The following is a 20,161-nucleotide window of genomic DNA, read 5'->3' on the forward strand; positions in this document are numbered from 1 at the left end:
TTCACCACTGATTTGCTTAACGCAAGCAGGAGAATAACAACATGAAATTTGTAAAAACCGTGTTGGCCGCTTCGCTGGCCATGGTCTTCGCCGCTCAGGCACAGGCTGCTGTTTCACCTCAGGAAGCTGCCAAGCTTGGCGCTAGCCTGACCCAGGTAGGGGCTGAAAAAGCCGGGAACGCTGATGGTTCCATTCCTGCCTACAACGGTGGCTTGACCACTCCACCGGCCAGCTTCAAGACCGGTGACAGCATGCGTCCGGATCCGTTTGCCAGTGAAAAACCTGTGCTGGTGATCGACGGCAAGAACGTCGATCAGTACAAGGGCTTGCTCACAGCGACCACGGTAGAACTGGCCAAGCGTTTCCCGACGTTCCGTGTCGACGTGTTCCCGACGCACCGCACCGTGTCGCTGCCTCAGGCGATTCTGGACAACGGCGTGAAAAACGCCGTCGGTGCCAAGTCCCTGGAAGGTGGCCTGGCCATCGACAACGTTCTGCCGGGCATTCCGTTCCCGATTCCGCAGACGGGTAACGAAGCGATGTGGAACTTCCTGTTGCGTTATCAGGGTGTGAGCATCAGCTCCAAGTACGACTCCTGGAACGTCGACTCCGCAGGTGTCCCGACCCTGGCGACCACCGGGCAAGCGAACATCTCCTACCCGATCTATGAAAACCTCTCGCAGCCGATCAGCAGCGCCGACGTGTACTACCAGATGAAGCTGGCGTACACCGGTCCTGCGCGCCGTGCCGGTGAGGCGATCATGCTCAAGGACGCCGCCAACCCGTTGCAGCAACCGCGTCGCGCCTGGCAGTACTTGCCGGGGCAGCGTCGAGTGAAACTGGCGCCGAGCCTGGCTTACGACACGCCTAACCCAGGTACCGCCGGTGCGGGCACCTACGATGACGTGTTCGTGTTCAACGGTGCACTGGATCGCTACGACTGGAAACTGGTCGGCAAGCAAGAAATGATCGTGCCTTACAACACCTACAAGCTGACCTACGTGCAGGATCCGAAGTCGCTGACCACCGCCAATCACCTGTCACCTGACTTCGTACGCTGGGAAAAACACCGCGTATGGGTCGTGGAAGGCAACCTCAAGGCCGGTGCACGTCACATCTACCAGAAGCGTCGCTTCTACCTCGACGAAGACAGCTGGACCGCTTTGGCCTCGGATCAATATGACGCTCGTGGTCAGCTCTATCGCGGTTCCTTCGCCTTCCTCAGCCAGAGCTATGACAAGCAGGTTCCGGACTCCACCCCGTTCATGATCTATGACCTGGTAGGCGGTTCCTACAACATCAACGGTGTAGTCGGCCCTTACGGCGGCATCAAGTACATCGAGCCGCTCTCCAAGGCCCAGTGGTCCTCGGAATCCCTGGCCGGCGCCGGCATTCGCTAAGCCAATCGCAAAAAAATGCGCCCGTTCGGTCCACCGCCCACAAGGCGGTGAGACCGTCGGCGGTCGGTTCGCGCCGATCGCTACGAACGCCAGGTTTTAACGTCAGGCACACCTGTGTGTGCCCCGGCGCGGTTTTCCGAAGAGGACGCAGTATGTGTTCGTATAAAAATAATAGGTTGCAACTGGCGCTTGGCGTTGTGCTCTGCCTGTCGCAGGGCGTCACCCAGGCGGCCGATTATGTCGACGTGCTGGACCTGCCCGCCAAGGTGAGTGCCTTGGCCATCAAGAGCCCGTTGTCCGGCATGACCCGTGCCGGTGAGCGCGTGATTACCGTTGGCCAGCGTGGCCATATTCTGTTTTCCGATGATTCCGCAAAGCACTGGCAACAGGCCGTCGTGCCGGCCAGCGCTGACCTCACTGCGGTGAATTTTCCGACTGCCACCCAAGGTTGGGCGGTGGGTAATGACGGCGTGGTGCTGCACAGCAGCGACGCCGGTGCGACTTGGCAAAAACAGCTCGACGGCCGCCAGATCGGCGCCTTGCTGGTCAAGCATTACACGGCGCTCGCCAGCGCCGAACCGGGCAATGAGCAATGGCCCCAGTTGGCCATGGAAGGCCAACGACTAGTCGATCAGGGCGCGGACAAACCGCTGCTCGACGTCTGGTTCGCCAACGAAAAAACCGGCTATGTAGTCGGCGTGTTCAACCTGATCCTGCGCACCGACGACGGTGGTCAGACCTGGACGCCTTATCAGGACCGTACCGACAACCCCCAGGGTTTCCACCTCAACGCCATCGCTTCCACTGGCGACAGTGTGTACATCGCGGGCGAGCAAGGCTTGCTGCTCAAGTGGGATGAAAGCGCCCAACGTTTTGCCGCCGTGCCGACGCCTTATCAGGGCAGCTTCTTCGGTGTGATCGGCAAGCCCGGCGAAGTGCTGGTGTATGGCCTGCGCGGCAACATCCTGCGCAGCACCGATGGCGGCCAGAACTGGACCGCGCTGGACAGCGGCCTGCACGTCAGCATCACCGCCGGACTGATCGATGACCATGGCAATTACCGCCTGTTCACTCAGGGCGGGCAGATGTTGGTCAGCCAAGGGACTGGTGCGCAATTGCGCCTCAAACAGCAACCTGCGCGCACACCGGTTGCCGGTGCCACCCAGTCCGCCGATGGCGTATTGGTGGTAGCGGGCAGCCGTGGCGCCCAGACGCTTGCCGTCGATCCAGCCCTCGAACCCTAAGAGCGAGAACCCAGACATGGGCAATATCAAACAAGACGCCATGCCGGTGATCCGCGATCTGCGTGATTTCGATCAGCAATCCGGCAACCTCCTCGAACGGCTGGTGTTCAACTACCGCCCGCTGTTCATGCTGCTGATGGCGCTGGCGACCGTGGTGCTGGGCTTCATGGCCGTGACTCGCCTGGAGTTGCGCCCAAGCTTTGAAAAAATGATTCCGCAGAGCCAACCCTATATCCAGAACTTCCTGGAAAACCGCGCGTCACTGCGCGGCTTGGGCAACTCGGTGCGCGTGGTGGTCGAGAACACCAAGGGCGATATTTTCGACCCCGAATACCTCGACGTGCTCAAGCAGGTCAACGACCAGCTATTCCTCACCGAAGGTGTCGAACGTGCGTGGATGAAGTCGCTGTGGAGCCCGGCCGTGCGCTGGACCGAAGTCACCGAGGACGGTTTCCAGGGTGGCCCGGTGATGCCCGACACCTATTCGGGGCAGCCTGAGCAGATCGAACAACTGCGCCAGAACATTTCCCGCGCCGGCATCGTCGGCAGCCTGGTGGCCAGCGACTTCAAGTCGACCATGCTGATCGTGCCGCTGATGGACAAAGCCGCCGCCGGTGGCCAACGCATCAACTACCACGAATTCTCGCAGATGCTCGAAGAGCAGTTGCGCGACAAGATCGAATACGGCGGCGACAGCGCTGCGCGTAAATCCGGTGTCGAAGGCACCGGTCATTACAAGGTCCGGGTGATCGGCTTCGCCAAACTGATGGGCGACCTGATCGACGGCCTGATCCAGGTGATGATGTTCTTCGGCCTGGCCGTGGTCACTTCGCTGATCATCATTTATGCCTACACCCGTTGCGTACGCAGCACCCTGCTGGTGGTCGGCTGCTCGCTGATCGCGGTGGTCTGGCAACTGGGCATCGTCGCCTGGCTCGGCTACGCCATCGACCCGTATTCGGTGCTGGTGCCGTTCCTGATCTTCGCCATCGGCGTGTCCCATGCCGCGCAGAAGATGAACGGCATCATGCAGGACATCGCCCGTGGCACCCATAAACTGATCGCTGCGCGTTACACCTTCCGTCGTCTGTTCATCGCCGGTGTCACCGCGCTGCTGGCCGACGCCGTGGGCTTCGCCGTGCTGATGCTGATCGACATTCCGGTGATCCAGGACCTGGCAATCACCGCCAGCATCGGCGTTGCGGTACTGATCTTCACCTCGCTGTTGTTGATGCCGGTTGCACTGTCCTATGTGGGCGTTGGCGCGAAAGCCGCCGAGCGTGCGCTGAAAATCGACAACCGCGCCGAGAAGCACAAAGGCTTTGGCAGACTGTGGGACGCGCTCGATCGCTTCACCACGGCCAAGTGGGCCACCGGCGCTGTTCTGGTTGCAGTGTTGATGGGCATTGGCGGTTTCGTGGTCAGCCTGGACCTGAAGATCGGCGACCTGGAAAGCGGGGCGCCGGAGTTGCGCGCCGACTCGCGCTACAACCGCGACAACGCCTACATCACTCAGCATTACGCGCTGTCCAGCGACCTGTTCGCGGTGATGATCAAGACCGCGCCGGAAGGCTGCCTGAACTACAAGACCCTGGTGCTCGCTGATCGCCTGGCCTGGGAGCTGCAGCAGTATCCGGGCGTGCAGGCGACGTCTTCGCTGGTCAACGCGGTGCGACAGATCACCGCCGGCACTTATGAAGGCAACCCCAAGCTCAACAGCGTCCAACGCAACCAGGACGTGCTCAACTACGCCGCGCAACAAGCCTCGGTCAACTCCCCGGAGCTGTTCAACACCGATTGTTCGCTGATGCCGGTGATCGCCTTCCTCAAGGATCACAAGGCTGAAACCCTCGATGCCGTGGTCGCGATTGCCGACAAGTTCGCCAAGGAAAACAGCACCGAAGATCGCCAGTTCCTGCTCGCTGCCGGCAGCGCCGGGATCGAGGCGGCGACCAATATCGTGGTGCGTGAAGCCAACCACACCATGCTGCTGTACGTGTATGCCGCGGTAACGTTGTTCTGCCTGATCACCTTCCGCAGCTGGCGCGCGACGCTGGTGGCCCTGTTGCCGCTGGTGCTGACCTCGATCCTCTGCGAAGCCTTGATGGTAGCCATGGGCATCGGCGTGAAAGTCGCGACCCTGCCGGTGATCGCGCTCGGGGTGGGGATTGGCGTGGACTACGCCTTGTACCTGCTCAGTGTGCAGTTGCACTTCCAGCGACAGGGCATGCCACTGTCCGAGGCCTACCGCAATGCCGTGTCGTTCACCGGCCGCGTGGTCGGGCTGGTGGGCATCACCCTGGCGGCAGGCGTGGTGTGCTGGGTCTGGTCGCCGATCAAGTTCCAGGCCGACATGGGCATCCTGCTGACCTTCATGTTCCTGTGGAACATGCTCGGCGCGCTGATCCTCATTCCTGCGCTGTCGTACTTCCTGTTGCGTACGCCGGTGCTGGAGCGCAGTGACGCTACCGACGGCGACGAAGCGTCCACCGACAACACCGAAACCACTCAACGTCCCGGCATACCCAATGCCCTGACTATTCCCGAGTAAGCCAAGATGTCTGATTACAAAGCTCCTTTGCGCGACATGCGCTTCGTCCTCAACGAGGTTTTTGAGGTGTCCCGGCTGTGGGCCAATTTGCCTGGCCTGGCCGACGTGATCGATGAAGACACCGCCGCCGCGATCCTAGAAGAGGCCGGCAAGATCAGCGCCGGCGTCATCGCGCCGCTCAACCGCGCCAGCGACGAGCAGGGCTGCACCTGGAGCGAAGGCGCAGTCACCGCGCCGGACGGTTTCATCGCGGCTTACCAGGCCTTCGCCGAAGGCGGTTGGGTCGGTGTCGGCGGTGATCCGCAGTTCGGTGGCATGGGCATGCCCAAGGCCATTTCGGCGCAGGTCGAAGAGATGGTCAACTCGGCCAGCCTGTCGTTCGGTCTGTACCCGATGCTGACCGCCGGCGCCTGCCTGTCGATCAACGCTCACGCCAGCGAAGAACTGAAAGCCACCTATTTGCCGAACATGTACGCCGGCACCTGGACCGGTTCGATGTGCCTGACCGAAGCCCATGCCGGCACCGACCTGGGCATGATTCGCACCAAGGCCGAACCTCAGGCCGACGGTAGCTACGCCATCAGCGGCAGCAAGATCTTCATCACCGGCGGCGAACACGACCTCACCGAAAACATCATCCATCTGGTACTGGCTCGCCTGCCCGATGCACCCGCGGGGCCGAAAGGCATCTCGCTGTTCCTGGTGCCGAAAGTGCTGGTCAATGCCGACGGCTCGCTGGGTGAAAACAATTTGCTGTCCTGCGGTTCCATCGAACACAAGATGGGCATCAAGGCGTCCGCGACCTGCGTGATGAACTTTGACGGCGCGACCGGCTGGATCGTCGACGCACCGAACAAAGGCCTGGCGGCGATGTTCACCATGATGAACTACGAGCGTCTGGGCGTTGGTATCCAAGGCCTGGCGCAGGGTGAGCGTTCGTACCAGAACGCGCTGTTGTACGCCCGTGACCGCCTGCAAAGCCGCGCACCGACCGGCGCGCAGCACAAGGACAAAGCGGCCGACCCGATCATCGTGCACCCGGACGTGCGCCGCATGCTGCTGACCATGAAAGCCTTGAACGAAGGCGGCCGTGCATTCTCCAGCTACGTGGCCCTGCAACTGGACATCTCCAAGTTCAGCGAAGACCCGGCGGCCCGGACCCGCGCACAGGAACTGGTGTCGCTGCTGACCCCAGTGGCCAAGGCATTCCTCACCGACATGGGCCTGGAAACTACCATTCATGGCCAACAGATCTTCGGCGGCCACGGCTATATCCGCGAGTGGGGCCAGGAGCAACTGGTGCGTGATGTGCGCATCACCCAGATCTACGAAGGCACCAACGGCATCCAGTCCCTGGACCTGGCCGGGCGCAAGATCGTCGGCAGCGGCGGTTCGCTCTATCGCCTGTTCGCTTCGGAAATTCGCGATTTCACCGCCAACGCTGGCGCTGACCTTGCCGAGTTCACCCAGCCGCTGAACGCCGCCGTCGACACCCTCGACGAACTGACCGCCTGGTTGCTCGACCGCGCACCCAACAACCCGAATGAAATCGGCGCGGCTTCGGTCGATTACCTGCAAGTGTTCGGCTACACCGCCTACGCCTACATGTGGGCGTTGATGGCCAAGGCCGCGCTGGGCAAAGAAGGCGAAGACGATTTCTATGCCAGCAAACTCGGTACCGCACGGTTCTACTTTGCCCGACTGCTGCCACGTATCCACTCGTTGAGCGCGTCAGCCAAAGCTGGCAGTGAATGCCTCTACCTGCTGGAAGCCGAGCAGTTCTGAGCCCACATAACAAGGATCGGGAATCACATACATGATGGCGACAAAAATAATTCCGCCCGCTGACGGCGCCTATGCCTATCCGTTGCTGATCAAGCAATTGCTGCTGTCCGGCGTGCGCTACGAGCCGGGCCGGGAAATCGTCTACGCCGACAAGCTGCGCTACAGCTACGAGACCCTCAACAAGCGTATTCGCCGCCTGGCCAATGCGCTGACCGCCGCCGGCGTCAAGGCTGGCGACACCGTGGCGTTGCTCGACTGGGACAGCCACCGCTACCTGGAATGCTTCTTCGCCGTGCCGATGATCGGCGCGGTGCTGCACACGGTGAACATTCGCCTGTCGCCGGAGCAAGTGCTGTTCACCATGAACCACGCCGAGGATGACCTGGTGCTGGTGCATGATGATTTCCTGCCACTGGTCGAGCAGATCCACGGCCGCCTGGAAACCGTCAAAGGCTACCTGCAACTCACCGATGACGAGGCGACCAAGACCTCGCTGCCGGTGTTGGGCGAGTACGAGCACGTATTGTCCCTGGCTTCGGAGCAGTACGACTTCCCCGACTTCGACGAGAACTCGGTGGCAACCCTGTTCTACACCACCGGCACCACCGGCGACCCGAAAGGCGTGTACTTCAGCCATCGCCAACTGGTCCTGCACACCCTCAATGCCGTCGGCACGCTGGGCGTCTATCAAGGCGCGCCGCTGTTGCGCTCTGACGACGTGTACATGCCGATCACGCCGATGTTCCACGTGCATGCGTGGGGCGTGCCGTATGTCGCGACGCTGATGGGCATCAAGCAGGTCTACCCCGGCCGCTACGAACCCAACAGCCTGGTCAAGCTGTACCGCGAAGAGAAGGTGACCTTCTCCCACTGCGTACCGACCATTTTGCAGATGATCCTCAACTGTGAAGAAGGCAAGGCGACCCGTTTCGACGGCTGGAAAATGCTCCTCGGCGGCAGTGCGCTGACCCTGGGCATCGCCACCGAAGCCAATGCCAAAGGCATGGTGGTACACGCCGGTTACGGCATGTCGGAAACCTGCCCGTTGCTGTGCCTGACTTACTTGCGCGACGCCGACCGTCAACTGTCCGCCGAAGACCAACTGCCGACGCGCATCAAGACCGGGACGCCGGTGCCGATGGTCGATTTGAAAATCATCGATGCCGATGGCAAAGATGTCGCCCACGACGGTGAAGCCCTCGGTGAAATCGTCGTCCGTGCACCTTGGCTGACCCAAGGCTATTTGAAAGAACCGGAAAAAGGCGCTGAGCTCTGGCTCGACGGCTGGCTGCACACCGGTGACATGGCCTCGATCGACCCGCTGGGCGGCGTGGAAATCAAGGACCGCATCAAGGACGTGATCAAGACCGGCGGTGAGTGGATCAGCTCCCTGGAACTGGAAAGCCTGATTAGCGAACACCCGGCGGTCATGTCGGTCGCGGTGGTGGGCATCGTCGATGAACAGTGGGGCGAACGCCCGATGGCCATGGTCGTCTGCGAGCCAGGGCAATACCTGGACCGCAAGATCCTGGAAGTGCATCTGCAAGCCTTCGTCGACGGCGGGCGCATCAACAAATGGGCGATCCCGAAGCAGTTCAAATTCGTGACCGAAATCCCCAAGACCAGCGTCGGCAAGATCAACAAGAAGCTGATTCGGGAAAACGCAGCGAACTGAGGGATAAACCTGCCACTGCTGCTGTAGGAGCGAGCCTGCTCCGGGCGGCGTTCCGACGATGGACTGGAGAGCGCCGCGTTTAGCCAGAAAACACGCGTTTTCGTTAACGACCATCGCGAGCGCGCTCGCTCCTACAGGAATTCACCGCTGTCAGGCGGTTTCTGGATAGCGTTCAGGGCCTCATCTTTGTCATAGTTCTTCGCCCCGTAAGTCGCAGTTTTCAACGTTTGTGCCAAGCTGAACGGGGTATTGAACCACCGCGCACTCCATTGCCGGTCAGTCAAACCCCAGGAAGCTCCCCATGAACGTCTCCCGTGCCTCAAACATCCGCCAAGAGTTCTACAAAGCCGTCTGGTTCTACTTCAAAGTGGTATGGCCGATCTTCTCGATCCTGCTGCTGGTGATCATCGCGTGTGGCCTCATCATCGCCCATCTGGAAGGCTGGACCGCGGGTGAAGGTGTCTACTTCGCGTTTGTGACGGGCCTGACCATCGGCTACGGAGAGTTCGTGCCCAAGCTGGGTGTCTCGCGCTTTTTGGCGATCCTGCTGGGTTTCAACGGCGTACTGATGACCGCGACCTTCGCGGCGATCGCCGTCCGGGCGATTGAAGTGACGGTGACGGCGTCGCGCAAGGATAAAGAGTAGAGTCCCAACCCAAATCCCCTGTAGGAGCGAGCAGGCTCGCGAAGGTCTCAAGGACACCGCGCTTATCCAGGATTCGCGCGTTATCGTTGATGACCATCGCGAGCAGGCTCGCTCCTACAGTTTGTTTGGTCAGCAGCTAAGCCTCCCAACCTGCCCCATTCACCGCCGCCTGCACCAGCGGGTGCAAATCCGCCCCCTGATGTTCCGTCTGCCAGGCCAGCAATTCCTTGCGCATGCTCGGCGCCCAGTACATCTGCAGATGATTGCGCACACTAAGCACCGCCTGCTTCTGGTCCGGTTGGGTGGCGAAGTACTGGGCGATCTGGTTGGCCATCTTGATCAGGTTGTCGGTACTCATTTGCGTACCTCGGCTTTCTCGGTGTGCCGACGATCCTTCAGCAACCGGTGCTGTTCATCACTGAACGCCTGGAAGCGCTTCTGCCATTCCGAAGGGTGATACACGCGGCTGACCTCCACGGCCGTTACCTTGTACTCCGGACAGTTAGTCGCCCAGTCCGAATTGTCGGTGGTGATCACGTTGGCCCCCGATTCCGGGAAGTGGAAGGTGGTGTACACCACGCCCGGCGCGACCCGTTCGGTGATCCGCGCACGCAATACGGTTTGCCCGGCACGGCTGCCGATGCCGACCCAGTCACCTTCGTTGATGCCTCGGCTCTCGGCGTCGGTCGGGTGGATTTCCAGGCGGTCTTCGTCATGCCAGGCGACGTTTTCGGTGCGCCGGGTCTGGGCGCCGACGTTGTACTGGCTGAGGATGCGCCCGGTGGTCAGCAGCAGCGGATAGCGAGCGTTGACCTTCTCCTCGGTGGGCACGTAGCCGGTGAGCATGAAGCGCCCCTTGCCGCGTACAAACTCTTCGATGTGCATGGTCGGCGTGCCGTCCGGTGCCGCCGCGTTGCACGGCCATTGCAGGCTGCCGTGGCGCTCAAGTTCGGCGTAGCTGACGTTGGTGAAGGTGGGCGTCAGGCTGGCGATTTCATCCATGATTTCTGATGGATGCTTGTAGTTCATCGGGTAACCGAGGGCATTGGCCAGAGCTACCGTGCCTTCCCAGTCGGCCTTGCCACCCAGTGGGTCCATGACCTTGCGCACCCGGGAGATGCGTCGCTCAGCGTTGGTGAAGGTGCCGTCTTTTTCCAGGAACGAGCAGCCCGGCAGGAACACATGGGCGAACTTGGCGGTTTCGTTGAGGAAAATATCCTGCACCACGATGCATTCCATAGCCGACAGGGCCGCGGTGACGTGTTGAGTATTCGGGTCGCTCTGGGCGATGTCTTCGCCCTGGCAATACAAACCCTTGAAGCTACCGGCCAGGGCCGACTCGAACATATTGGGTATGCGCAGGCCCGGGTCGGGTTGCAGGGTGACGTTCCACGCCTGTTCAAACTGCGACCGTACCACCTCGTTGGAGATGTGCCGGTAACCGGGCAACTCGTGGGGGAAGGAGCCCATGTCGCAGGAACCCTGAACGTTGTTCTGCCCCCGCAACGGGTTCACGCCCACGCCTTCGCGGCCGATGTTGCCGGTGGCCATGGCCAGGTTAGCGATGCCCATCACTGAGGTGCTGCCTTGACTGTGTTCGGTCACACCCAAACCGTAGTAGATCGCCGCATTGCCGCCAGTGGCATACAAACGTGCAGCGGCACGGATGTCCGCAGCGGGCACACCGCAGATCGGGCCCAGCACTTCCGGCGAGTTCTCCGCACGGCTGACAAATTCACTCCAGATCGCGAAGTCGCTGCCCTCACAACGAGCGTCGATAAAGTCCTGATTGAGCAAACCTTCATTCACGATCACATGGGCCAACGCATTGAGCATGGCGACGTTGGTGCCCGGCCGCAGAGCCAGATGGAATTCCGCGCGGGCATGCACCGTGTCCACCAGATCAATGCGCCGCGGATCGATGACAATCAGCCGCGCCCCTTCACGCAAACGGCGTTTGAGCTGCGAGGCGAACACCGGGTGCGCATCGCTGGGGTTGGCGCCCATCACCAGGATCACGTCGGCCTGCATCACCGAATCAAAACTCTGAGTGCCGGCAGACTCGCCCAGCGTTTGCTTCAAGCCATAACCGGTCGGTGAATGACAAACCCGCGCACAGGTGTCGACGTTGTTGTTACCGAACGCGGCGCGCACCAGTTTTTGCACCAGATAGGTTTCTTCGTTGGTGCAGCGGCTGGAGGTGATGCCACCAATGGAATCACGGCCATATTGTTGCTGCAGCCGACGGAATTCGCTGGCGGCGTAGGTCACAGCTTCATCCCAGCTGACTTCCTGCCACGGGTCGCTGATGTGCTTGCGGATCATCGGCTTGGTGATGCGATCCGGGTGGGTCGCATAGCCCCAGGCAAAGCGCCCTTTGACGCAGGAGTGGCCGTGGTTGGCCTGGCCGTTCTTGTCCGGAACCATGCGCACCAATTTGTCGCCCTTCATCTCGGCACGGAACGAGCAACCCACGCCGCAATAGGCACAGGTGGTGATCACGCTGCGTTCAGGCTGGCCCAGTTCGACCACGCTTTTTTCCATCAGGGTCGCAGTCGGGCAGGCCTGCACACAGGCACCGCAGGACACGCATTCCGAATCGAGGAAGTTATCCCCACCAGCAGCCGCCACGCGGGATTCAAAACCGCGCCCGGTAATGGTCAGGGCAAAGGTGCCCTGGGTTTCTTCACAGGCGCGCACGCAGCGGTTGCAGACGATGCACTTGCTCGGGTCGTAGTCGAAGTAGGGGTTGGACGTGTCCTTCACGTCGGCCAGATGGTTGTCGCCTTCATAACCGTAGCGCACCTCCCGCAAACCGACCTGACCGGCCACGGTTTGCAGCTCGCAGTTGCCGTTGGCCGAGCAGGTCAGGCAGTCCAGCGGGTGATCGGAAATGTACAGCTCCATGACGTTGCGCCGCAGCGTCGCGAGCTTCGGCGTCTGGGTGTGCACGCTCATGCCTTCGCTGACCGGCGTGGTGCAGGACGCCGGATAGCCGCGCATGCCGTCGATCTCCACCAGGCACATGCGGCAGGAGCCGAAGGCTTCCAGGCTGTCGGTGGCGCAGAGTTTGGGGATGGTGGTGCCCAGCAGCGCAGCGGCGCGCATCACCGAAGTGCCTTCGGGCACGCTGATGCTGCGACCGTCGATGTTCAGGGTGACCTGCACCTGGCTGTCGCGGGCGGGAGTACCAAGGTCAATGTCTGTATTCGGGTCGAAGAGAGTGATCATTGTTCGGCCTCCGGGGGCAACAAGCCGAAGTCGGCGGGGAAGTGCTTGAGGGCGCTGGCCACGGGATAAGACGTCATGCCGCCCAACGCGCACAGCGAACCGTATTGCAGGGTGTCGCACAGGTCCTTGAGGATGATCACCTGCGCATCGCGACTGGTCTGATCCGGCGCGGCCAGCAAGCGATCGATCACCTCGACGCCCCGGGTCGAACCGATGCGGCACGGCGTGCATTTGCCACAGGATTCCTCGGCGCAGAACTCCATGGCGAAGCGCGCCATGTGAGCCATGTCGAGGCTGTCGTCAGCCACCACCACACCCCCGTGACCGAGCATCGCGCCCATGGCGGCGAAGGCTTCGTAATCCAGCGGCGTATCGAATTGCGAAGGCGGAACCCAGGCGCCGAGCGGGCCGCCCACCTGTGCAGCCTTCAGCGGCCGGCCACTGGCGGTGCCTCCGCCGTAGTCTTCCACCAGCTCCCGCAGGGTCAGGCCAAAGGCCCGTTCCACCAGCCCGCCGCGACGCACATTGCCCGCCAACTGGAAGGGCATGGTGCCCAAGGAACGGCCCATGCCGTAGTCGCGATAGAACTGCGCGCCCTTGGCCAGAATCAGCGGCACCGAGGCCAACGTCAGCACGTTGTGCACCAGTGTCGGCAGGCCGAACAGACCCTTCAAGGCAGGAATTGGCGGCTTGGCGCGGACGATCCCGCGCTTGCCTTCGAGGGAGTCCAGCAACGCGGTTTCCTCACCGCAGATGTAAGCGCCGGCGCCGACTCGCACTTCCATATCGAAGGCCAAGCCGCTGCCGCCGACATTGGCGCCCAGGTAACCGGCAGTTCGAGCGATGTTCAGCGCTGCGCGCAACGTGACCACGGCATCTGGATATTCCGAGCGCACATAGATGTAGCCGAAGGTGGCGCCGACGGTAATGCCGGCAATCGCCATGCCTTCGATCAGCAGGAAAGGGTCGCCTTCCATCAACATGCGGTCGGCAAAGGTGCCGGAGTCGCCTTCGTCGGCGTTGCATACGATGTACTTCTGCGCAGCTTGAGTACCGCGCACCGTGCGCCACTTGATCCCAGCGGGGAAGGCCGCGCCGCCACGGCCACGCAGGCCTGAATCGAATACCGCCGTCGCGGTCTGCTCGCCGCCGATGCTGACGGCCCTCGTCAAACCTTCAAAACCGCCATGGGCTCGATAATCGTCCAGCGACAGCGGTCGGGTGATACCGGCGCGGGCGAACAGCAGGCGTTGTTGCGTCTTCAGATAGGGCAACTCTTCCACCAGGCCCAAGGCCAGGGGATGAGCGGATGGATCGCCTTTCAGCGCCTCAAGCACAGACGGCACATCAGCCGCCGTCAGCGGCCCAAAGCCGATCCGACCTTGCGGACTGTCCACTTCCAGCAACGGCTCCAGCCAATACAAGCCACGCGAACTGGTGCGCTGCAACTCCAGCGGAAAATTGCGTTCCTGAGCCAGCGTGATCAGCGCCACCGCCACCTCATCGGCTCCCACCGCACGGGCCAACGAATCACAAGGCAGATAAAGAATCGGCATCACGCGTCCTCCCGGCAAGCATCGAGCAACGCATCCAGCCGCTCGGCACTCAGCCGCGCATGCACCCGACCATCCAGCTCCAGCGCCGGCGAACAGGCACAAGCGCCAAGGCAATAAACAGGACGCAAACTGATACTGCCATCGGCACTGCTACCGTGATCATCCAGTTGCAGACGCTCGCGCAACTGCGCGGCAAGCTGCTCGGCACCACGGCTCTGGCATGACTCGGCCCGGCATAGCCGCAAGATATGCCGCGCGGGCGGCGCTGTACGAAAGTCATGGTAAAAACTGATCACCCCCCGCACCTCGGCCTGGCTCAGATTCAGGGCATGGGCAATCTCGGGGACGGCGGCATCGGGGACGTAACCGATACGCTCCTGAATATCATGAAGAATGGGCAACAGCGCACCCGGGGTGCCCTTATGGCGCTCCAGCAGACTGTTGACCACAGGCAGGTGCAACAACTCATCAGGCATTCAGCAATCCTCACGGTCACGGACAAACCAGGCGGTTGTCGGTTGTCCGAAAGTGTCGGCTGCGGCATTCACACCACGTCACGGTATCGTGGATTTCAGGCCGGTGGCCAGGGCACCCTTGGCGGGCATCTTGTTGTGCCCGATGCGGTCTTCGCCACACCTCTACTGGGCATAAAGGGCAGCTTGCCACGCGGCTATTGATCGACCTGTACCAAAGCGACGTGTTTGGTTCTGCCTACGACTCTCCATTAAGTCTAGATGAGTGCCGAGTGGGGCGTTCACACACCGGCCTAATGCCCGGAGGGCGTGTCGAGGGGGGATGTATAGCAAGCATTCCAGGTGACAAGAAGCATCAGAATCGTGGGCAATTCTACGGAGCAGATGCGTTGATCCATTGCGCGGGGGTGTCAGAAATTTTGTGTTCGGGCATAACATGAGTAAGAGGTGCATGTATGCCAACCAAAAAGAAACCCGCGTTGCGAGAGTTACCGAAAATCCCGAAAGAGCTGCTCGAGCAATTCACCGATGGACCGATGACCGCTGAAGCCATTGAGGACGCCTCTGCGGCGTTCAAGAAGGCTTTGATCGAGCGAGCCCTCAGTGCTGAGCTTGGTCACCACCTGGGCTATCCGCCGGGCGCGCAGCGCCCAGAGGATGAAACCAACCAGCGCAATGGCAAGAGCGCCAAGACGGTTCTAACCGGCGATGGCCCGCTTCGACTGGATATCCCTCGCGACCGGGACGGCAGTTTTTCGCCCATCCTGATTCCCAAGCACGAGCGCCGTTACACCGGCTTCGACGACAAGATCATCGCCATGTATGCCCGTGGAATGACGGTCAGAGAGATCCGTGCGTTTCTTTCCGAGCAGTACGGTACGGACGTTTCTCCCGACTTCATCAGCTCTGTAACCGACGAGGTCATGGCAGAGATCGGTGCATGGCAACAGCGGCCTTTGGAACCGATGTATCCGGTTATTTTCTTCGATGCATTACGGGTCAAAATCCGCGAAGAGGGGCTGGTTCGCAACAAGGCGATCTACTTGGCCCTGGGGGGTTTGCCTGACGGAACACGCGATATTCTCGGCATTTGGATCGAAACTACCGAAGGCGCCAAATTCTGGATGAAGGTTTTCAACGACCTCAAGACACGCGGCGTCGAAGACGTGTTGATTGCAGTGACCGATGGCCTCAAAGGCATACCAGAAGCTCTCAGCACGGTATTTCCAGAAACGACACTGCAAACATGCATTGTTCATCTGATCCGCAACAGCCTTGATTACGCGGCTTGGGATAAGCGTCGCGAACTGGCTAAGGCGCTCAAGCCGATCTATCAGGCGGTCACCGCCGAAGCGGCCGAGCAGGCGCTGGATGCGTTTGAAAGCGGTCCATGGGGCAAGCAGTATCCGACGGTAGTGGCTGCATGGCGCCGCGCTTGGGATCGGGTGATTCCATTTTTCGTTTTCCCGCCAGCGATCCGAAAAGTGATCTACACGACCAACGCCATTGAGAGCATCAACGCTCAACTGCGCAAGATCATCAAGACCCGAGGTCACTTCCCAACCGACGATGCGGCGACAAAACTGATCTGGCTTGGGCTGCGCAACATCACAGCAAACTGGGGCTCAGCGGCCCATGACTGGAAAAGTGCGATGAATCAATTCGCGATTCTGTACGGAGATCGATTTATCAGGCCAACCTGGTAAAAGCATGGCCTGCCTAACGGCAGGCCGTACCGGCCTGCACACAAAATATCTGACAGTCCCGTCCCGTTTTTTAGGTCGCCCGCCTTCATTCATTGAATATCTTTCAGATAATCCTTGAGCGCAATTAGCGGACTATCAAGCTGCTCCATCGTCTGAACCCCGGCAAATTCCCCCGCCAACCTCCCCAACTCCCGCCCCAACGGCTTATCCACACCCCCAATAGCCTCCAGCGCCAACCCCACACACTCACCCACCTTCACCTGAATCCCCTCAATATCCCCTCGCCGCACCAGCAACTCAAACACATCCCGCTGGTAATCACCCATGACCAGATCGTCACGCAAAATCGGGCTTGAATCTTCCGATTCATAAGCCAGTTTGAGGGAGAAGAGGGCGACGGTTTCCAGGTGTAATTCCATGGGGGGAATCCTTGTGAAATGTTCCGGCGGTGCGGGTGGTGTGTAAGGGCAAGGGGCAAAAGCATCGCCAGCAGGCTGGCTCCCACAGGGTGTGTGGGGTGTCAGGGGCTTTATCGCGGGCGAAAAAAAAGGCCTTGCTAAGCAAGACCTTTCTTAATTTTGGTGCCCGAGGGAGACTCGAATAATAGCATAACTGTATAATTAACATAGTTTTTTGCATGTGTACACTTCCACGTTGTACCGTGAAGTGTACATCCTACCTGCCTCCAGTAAGGACTGGTGTGGATGGAAGCTTGATAGGATTTCTCCATCCAATTTCCGACGAGCTGTGAATGATATCTACAAAAAACTGGTTACGGATAGACTCCCTGGTCTACCAAAAAATGCCGAACCGACACATGGCGAACTTTCGCGATTAGTCGGGCGTCATGAGTACAGCAAGCGTTATCTTGATGAACTCCTCGTTTCGATCGATCGTGTCCAGGGCGCCCCGAACATTGTCGGCGACGTCCGCCGATCCGCGCATCTCTACCCAGTTCGAAAGCTCCATGATGGCGGCCTCCAGGGCGAGCTGGTTTTCGTTGATCTTAAATAGCAGGGAAGGGAGTAAGTCTGAGTTTGGCATTGTGCAATCCTCCGTGAAATTTTCAGCGTAGCAGGGGGATTACTGACCTCGGTAGGGAGTTGCGCATGGTCGGAAGGACGCCGGGAGGATGGTGCATCCACAGTCGATTGCTGCCAGTCACGAAGGGCCGCAGTCGACCCTCAACTGCCTGTCAGGACCGGTACGGAGCCTACTCTGTAGCGCTTCTGGTACTCATCATAGGGGAGGCCCTGTTGTTCAAGCTGTTTGAGCTGTCGCTGTTGGTACGCGTCTTTAGTCATGAATGCGGCACCGGTCCCGGAATTTGACTCCTTAACTCCCTTCAAGCCTGCGGCACCGTTTGGAAACAGCTGATTGGTCAGCTCTGTGATTTTTTTCTCAGCATTAATGAATTTATCAATGACCCGACCGCCACCCCAACGCGAGTCATATTCAGCTTGGCCCACCTGCTGGCCGTACTGATAAACGCGGATATCTGCATGGCTCATGTAAATAGCTAAGTCCCACGACCAGGTACCGATATAAGTCGTTGAAAGAGGACAGCTGGACGGACTGCTGCCTGGCGGAAGCTGACGCGTATGGAATCCTTTGTTTTTGAGCAGGTTTTCATAGGCAGTGTTGAATCCTTCTCGCAGTCCTTCGGCGGGGATCAGACAGATTTCTGGCGTCATCTCGGAAGACAGCTCAGCAGGCGTCACGGTTTGCTTGATGCTGCAGCCAGATGCCAAAAAAGTTGCCGCCAAGATGATAGGGATATAAAGAGTGCGCATGGCGACCTCCGTGTCATGAATGAGCCTCGGAAGGTATCACGGGCTTCCCGGTCAAGCTGAGTTGTTTGTGGTTGTGCGTTCACGACCCTTTGCAGACATTCATAACGTTTTGGCTAAGGGGCGGCGACACGCCGTCCCAGCGATTGAAATGGGCGGCTTCAGCGCCTTGTTAGGCTGCTGGTATTGAGCGAGATAACCGCAAAAATTAAACTTAGTTACTCGCCATGTTCAAAGCAATCACCTTGATCCATCTCGTCATCATCATTGTTTCCTTGATAAGCGTCATTGTTTGGATTGAGCTGATTGGAGTGATTATCCATGCTTGAGTCATAAGCATCATTGTTTGGGTTCATGCTATCACTACGGTCATCATTAGGTGTTCTACTCATCTTGTTGCTCCATCTGTAATAGTGTTTGCCAAAAGTAAAGCGACTTTCCTCGTTCTGCGACAAGGAAGCCTAACTCAGAAAAGACCCACAGTGGGGTGATAGCGCCCTCACGAGCTTGGTGGATAACATTCTTTGCTCCCTCATCTATCCCTGACTAATTCGGGCATCGAGACAGTTGAGTGACCACAGATGGTAGTTATGCACCATGGACGGAAAGCCCGATCAGCTCCAACAACCATCCAAGCATAGCTGCTCATTTGCTGATCGCTCCGTCCACCGTCTGCTCATGGCCGTTTTCTGACCTTCGCTTAGGGGGTGAACTGCCAGGATTTTCCTAGACGATGAGTGAGTAATTGCATGGTCAGCAAATAGTAATAGCGCGTCGATTCAGTGCGCTGGTTTAGATGGTGATTCAAAAACCATGCAAGGTGTTTTCTCTGCCAAGTCCATGGATTGTCGCATTGCCAGCGCTCAGCGATCGCTGTTTGGATAGTCTTCGCCTGACGCAGGTGGCGTTGGCGTGTGGTGTGTGACCCGGTCAAGACGCCCGCCAGGAACAACTCCATATCGAATGGCTCACTCATGCTCGACCACCAATGTAAGCCGATACCACATCGATACGACCGTGCCCGAGTTCATCGCTGATTTGCACTCGTGCATCCTTATCTAGCCGTCGGTCGAGCTGATAGCAACGGCCACCGTTGACGGGCGCGGGATGATGGGTGATTTGCTCATAGCGCTCGCAAGCATAGGCCGCCCGCAATTCGTGGAAGCCTTTGAGGTTGTGCTTATGGAGGATGTCCCGTGCGGGTCGCACGATTCGCTGTTGGAAATCGAGGTAGCTTTCGTTCGGTGCAAGCAGGTTGCGACTACCGTCGGGCGAGATCTGTTCGGCAAACCTCAGTGCGTCACGAATATGATCATCTGCCGTAATCCAGCGAGGTGCCGAGGCACCTGAACGGCCACCTTTGGTGCCATCCTGGATGTTGAACTTGCCGTACTGTTCGGCCTCACGTTTTAGGCGTGGTAGGTCGGCCAAAATGGCCTCGCGTAAGCGCATGCCGGTGGCTCGCGCCAACTGAGCGATGGCCGCCGCGCGCGGCAGTTGGTATTCGCAGAGCGCCTCGACGATCCGCTTCACCTGTTCACGATCCTGGCCTTGCGGGGTTGCTGTGCGGACGGTTGTGCGCTGCAGTCCTAAAGCCTTGCTCGGACTCGACACCTTCACATACTGATCACCTCTCAGCGCGGCCATGGTCCGATTCACACTGGATAATCGGTTTTGCGCAGTCGCGATAGCGAGCTCACCTTGTTCAACTTGCTGGCGCAGATACCCGGCGTAGTCCAGCAAGGTCTGCCGATCAATTTGTCGCGCATCGTTAAACCCTGGTCCATCCTCCGACCGACACCAGCGTACAAACGCCTGCCAGCGATCACTGTGCGCCTTGACCGTGCCGTAATGCCCACCGCCGAACATGTCTTTCAACGCCTGCGGCCCGGCGTAGCTCAATTGCCTGCCATAGCCAAAATTGCGCCCATCCCGTTTACCGACCAGCGCCATGATCAAACTCCTCTCGAAGTCAAAACGTTGAAGCTTTTCCCCACGTCATCCCGCCAAGAATGTTGAGTGTTATCAGGGATCAAGGCCCCTGCGACCTGTGAGGGTTGTCCACTAACGCGGGACTGTCGGCTCTTTACGACCGGGAGCTTGG

Annotated in this window: 17 protein-coding genes; 7 read left to right on the forward strand and 10 right to left on the reverse strand. The window is 59.5% G+C overall.

Annotation, left to right across the window (positions count from 1 at the left end; all coding sequences use genetic code 11):
- Positions 1-41: 41 nt before the first annotated feature.
- The 6 genes from QYH43_RS01260 to QYH43_RS01285 all read left to right on the forward strand — a co-directional run bounded on the left by QYH43_RS01260 (position 42) and on the right by QYH43_RS01285 (position 9,301).
- Positions 42-1,400, forward strand: coding sequence for a DUF1329 domain-containing protein (locus tag QYH43_RS01260; protein ID WP_095059787.1), 1,359 nt, complete (start codon positions 42-44; stop codon positions 1,398-1,400).
- A 152-nt stretch (positions 1,401-1,552) separates the two neighbouring features.
- Positions 1,553-2,644, forward strand: a complete 1,092-nt coding sequence (locus QYH43_RS01265) for a YCF48-related protein (protein ID WP_095059786.1) — start codon at positions 1,553-1,555, stop codon at positions 2,642-2,644.
- 16 nt (positions 2,645-2,660) lie between these two features.
- A complete protein-coding gene (locus QYH43_RS01270; RefSeq protein WP_095152108.1) occupies positions 2,661-5,195 on the forward strand; it encodes an MMPL family transporter in 2,535 nt (844 codons plus the stop codon).
- Positions 5,196-5,201: 6 nt separating this feature from the next.
- On the forward strand, positions 5,202-6,980 hold the full coding sequence (locus QYH43_RS01275; protein WP_095152109.1) for an acyl-CoA dehydrogenase C-terminal domain-containing protein: 1,779 nt from the start codon (positions 5,202-5,204) through the stop codon (positions 6,978-6,980).
- Between the two features lie 31 nt (positions 6,981-7,011).
- Positions 7,012-8,655, forward strand: a complete 1,644-nt coding sequence (locus tag QYH43_RS01280) for a fatty acid--CoA ligase (RefSeq protein ID WP_095059783.1) — start codon at positions 7,012-7,014, stop codon at positions 8,653-8,655.
- 301 nt (positions 8,656-8,956) lie between these two features.
- The gene (locus QYH43_RS01285; protein WP_095059782.1) at positions 8,957-9,301 is read left to right on the forward strand and encodes a potassium channel family protein; all 345 of its coding nucleotides are present in this window, start codon (positions 8,957-8,959) and stop codon (positions 9,299-9,301) included.
- A gap of 136 nt (positions 9,302-9,437) precedes the next feature.
- Here QYH43_RS01285 and QYH43_RS01290 read toward each other — a convergent pair whose 3' ends face one another.
- Genes QYH43_RS01290 through QYH43_RS01305 form a run of 4 tightly spaced genes read right to left on the reverse strand, consistent with a single transcriptional unit; the run spans position 9,438 to position 14,564 of the window.
- Positions 9,438-9,659, reverse strand: coding sequence for a formate dehydrogenase subunit delta (locus QYH43_RS01290; protein ID WP_095061760.1), 222 nt, complete (start codon positions 9,657-9,659; stop codon positions 9,438-9,440).
- Complete coding sequence (gene fdhF, locus QYH43_RS01295; RefSeq protein ID WP_301155958.1) at positions 9,656-12,532, reverse strand: formate dehydrogenase subunit alpha; 2,877 nt, start codon at positions 12,530-12,532, stop codon at positions 9,656-9,658. The genes QYH43_RS01290 and fdhF overlap by 4 nt, the downstream gene beginning before the upstream one ends.
- A complete protein-coding gene (locus tag QYH43_RS01300; RefSeq protein WP_095152111.1) occupies positions 12,529-14,088 on the reverse strand; it encodes an NADH-quinone oxidoreductase subunit NuoF in 1,560 nt (519 codons plus the stop codon). Before QYH43_RS01300 ends, fdhF begins: the two co-directional genes overlap by 4 nt.
- The gene (locus tag QYH43_RS01305) at positions 14,088-14,564 is read right to left on the reverse strand and encodes a formate dehydrogenase subunit gamma (protein ID WP_095061763.1); all 477 of its coding nucleotides are present in this window, start codon (positions 14,562-14,564) and stop codon (positions 14,088-14,090) included. Before QYH43_RS01305 ends, QYH43_RS01300 begins: the two co-directional genes overlap by 1 nt.
- Before the next feature lie 452 nt (positions 14,565-15,016).
- Between QYH43_RS01305 and QYH43_RS01310 the strand changes: the two genes are divergently transcribed.
- Positions 15,017-16,267 carry an IS256 family transposase gene (locus tag QYH43_RS01310; RefSeq protein ID WP_301155959.1) on the forward strand — a complete coding sequence of 417 codons (1,251 nt, stop codon included), beginning with the start codon at positions 15,017-15,019 and terminating at the stop codon, positions 16,265-16,267.
- An 89-nt stretch (positions 16,268-16,356) separates the two neighbouring features.
- On the opposite strand, the gene QYH43_RS01315 is transcribed toward QYH43_RS01310, so the two are convergent.
- The 6 genes from QYH43_RS01315 to QYH43_RS01340 form a co-directional block, all read right to left on the reverse strand.
- Positions 16,357-16,686 carry a hypothetical protein gene (locus tag QYH43_RS01315; RefSeq protein WP_095058578.1) on the reverse strand — a complete coding sequence of 110 codons (330 nt, stop codon included), beginning with the start codon at positions 16,684-16,686 and terminating at the stop codon, positions 16,357-16,359.
- A 415-nt stretch (positions 16,687-17,101) separates the two neighbouring features.
- Entirely contained in the window at positions 17,102-17,311 is a 210-nt protein-coding gene (locus QYH43_RS01320) for a hypothetical protein (RefSeq protein ID WP_027605401.1), read from the reverse strand.
- 140 nt (positions 17,312-17,451) lie between these two features.
- On the reverse strand, positions 17,452-18,060 hold the full coding sequence (locus tag QYH43_RS01325; protein WP_301155964.1) for an Sbal_3080 family lipoprotein: 609 nt from the start codon (positions 18,058-18,060) through the stop codon (positions 17,452-17,454).
- A gap of 215 nt (positions 18,061-18,275) precedes the next feature.
- On the reverse strand, positions 18,276-18,449 hold the full coding sequence (locus tag QYH43_RS01330; RefSeq protein ID WP_177327728.1) for a hypothetical protein: 174 nt from the start codon (positions 18,447-18,449) through the stop codon (positions 18,276-18,278).
- Positions 18,450-18,757: 308 nt separating this feature from the next.
- Complete coding sequence (locus QYH43_RS01335) at positions 18,758-19,033, reverse strand: hypothetical protein (RefSeq protein WP_027605403.1); 276 nt, start codon at positions 19,031-19,033, stop codon at positions 18,758-18,760.
- Positions 19,030-20,010: an integrase domain-containing protein gene (locus QYH43_RS01340; RefSeq protein ID WP_301155966.1), complete on the reverse strand. Its 981-nt coding sequence runs from the start codon at positions 20,008-20,010 to the stop codon at positions 19,030-19,032. Before QYH43_RS01340 ends, QYH43_RS01335 begins: the two co-directional genes overlap by 4 nt.
- Positions 20,011-20,161: the final 151 nt, after the last annotated feature.

This window comes from Pseudomonas sp. C32 (assembly GCF_030417915.1).
In the GTDB taxonomy this organism is placed as follows: Bacteria; Pseudomonadota; Gammaproteobacteria; order Pseudomonadales; family Pseudomonadaceae; genus Aquipseudomonas.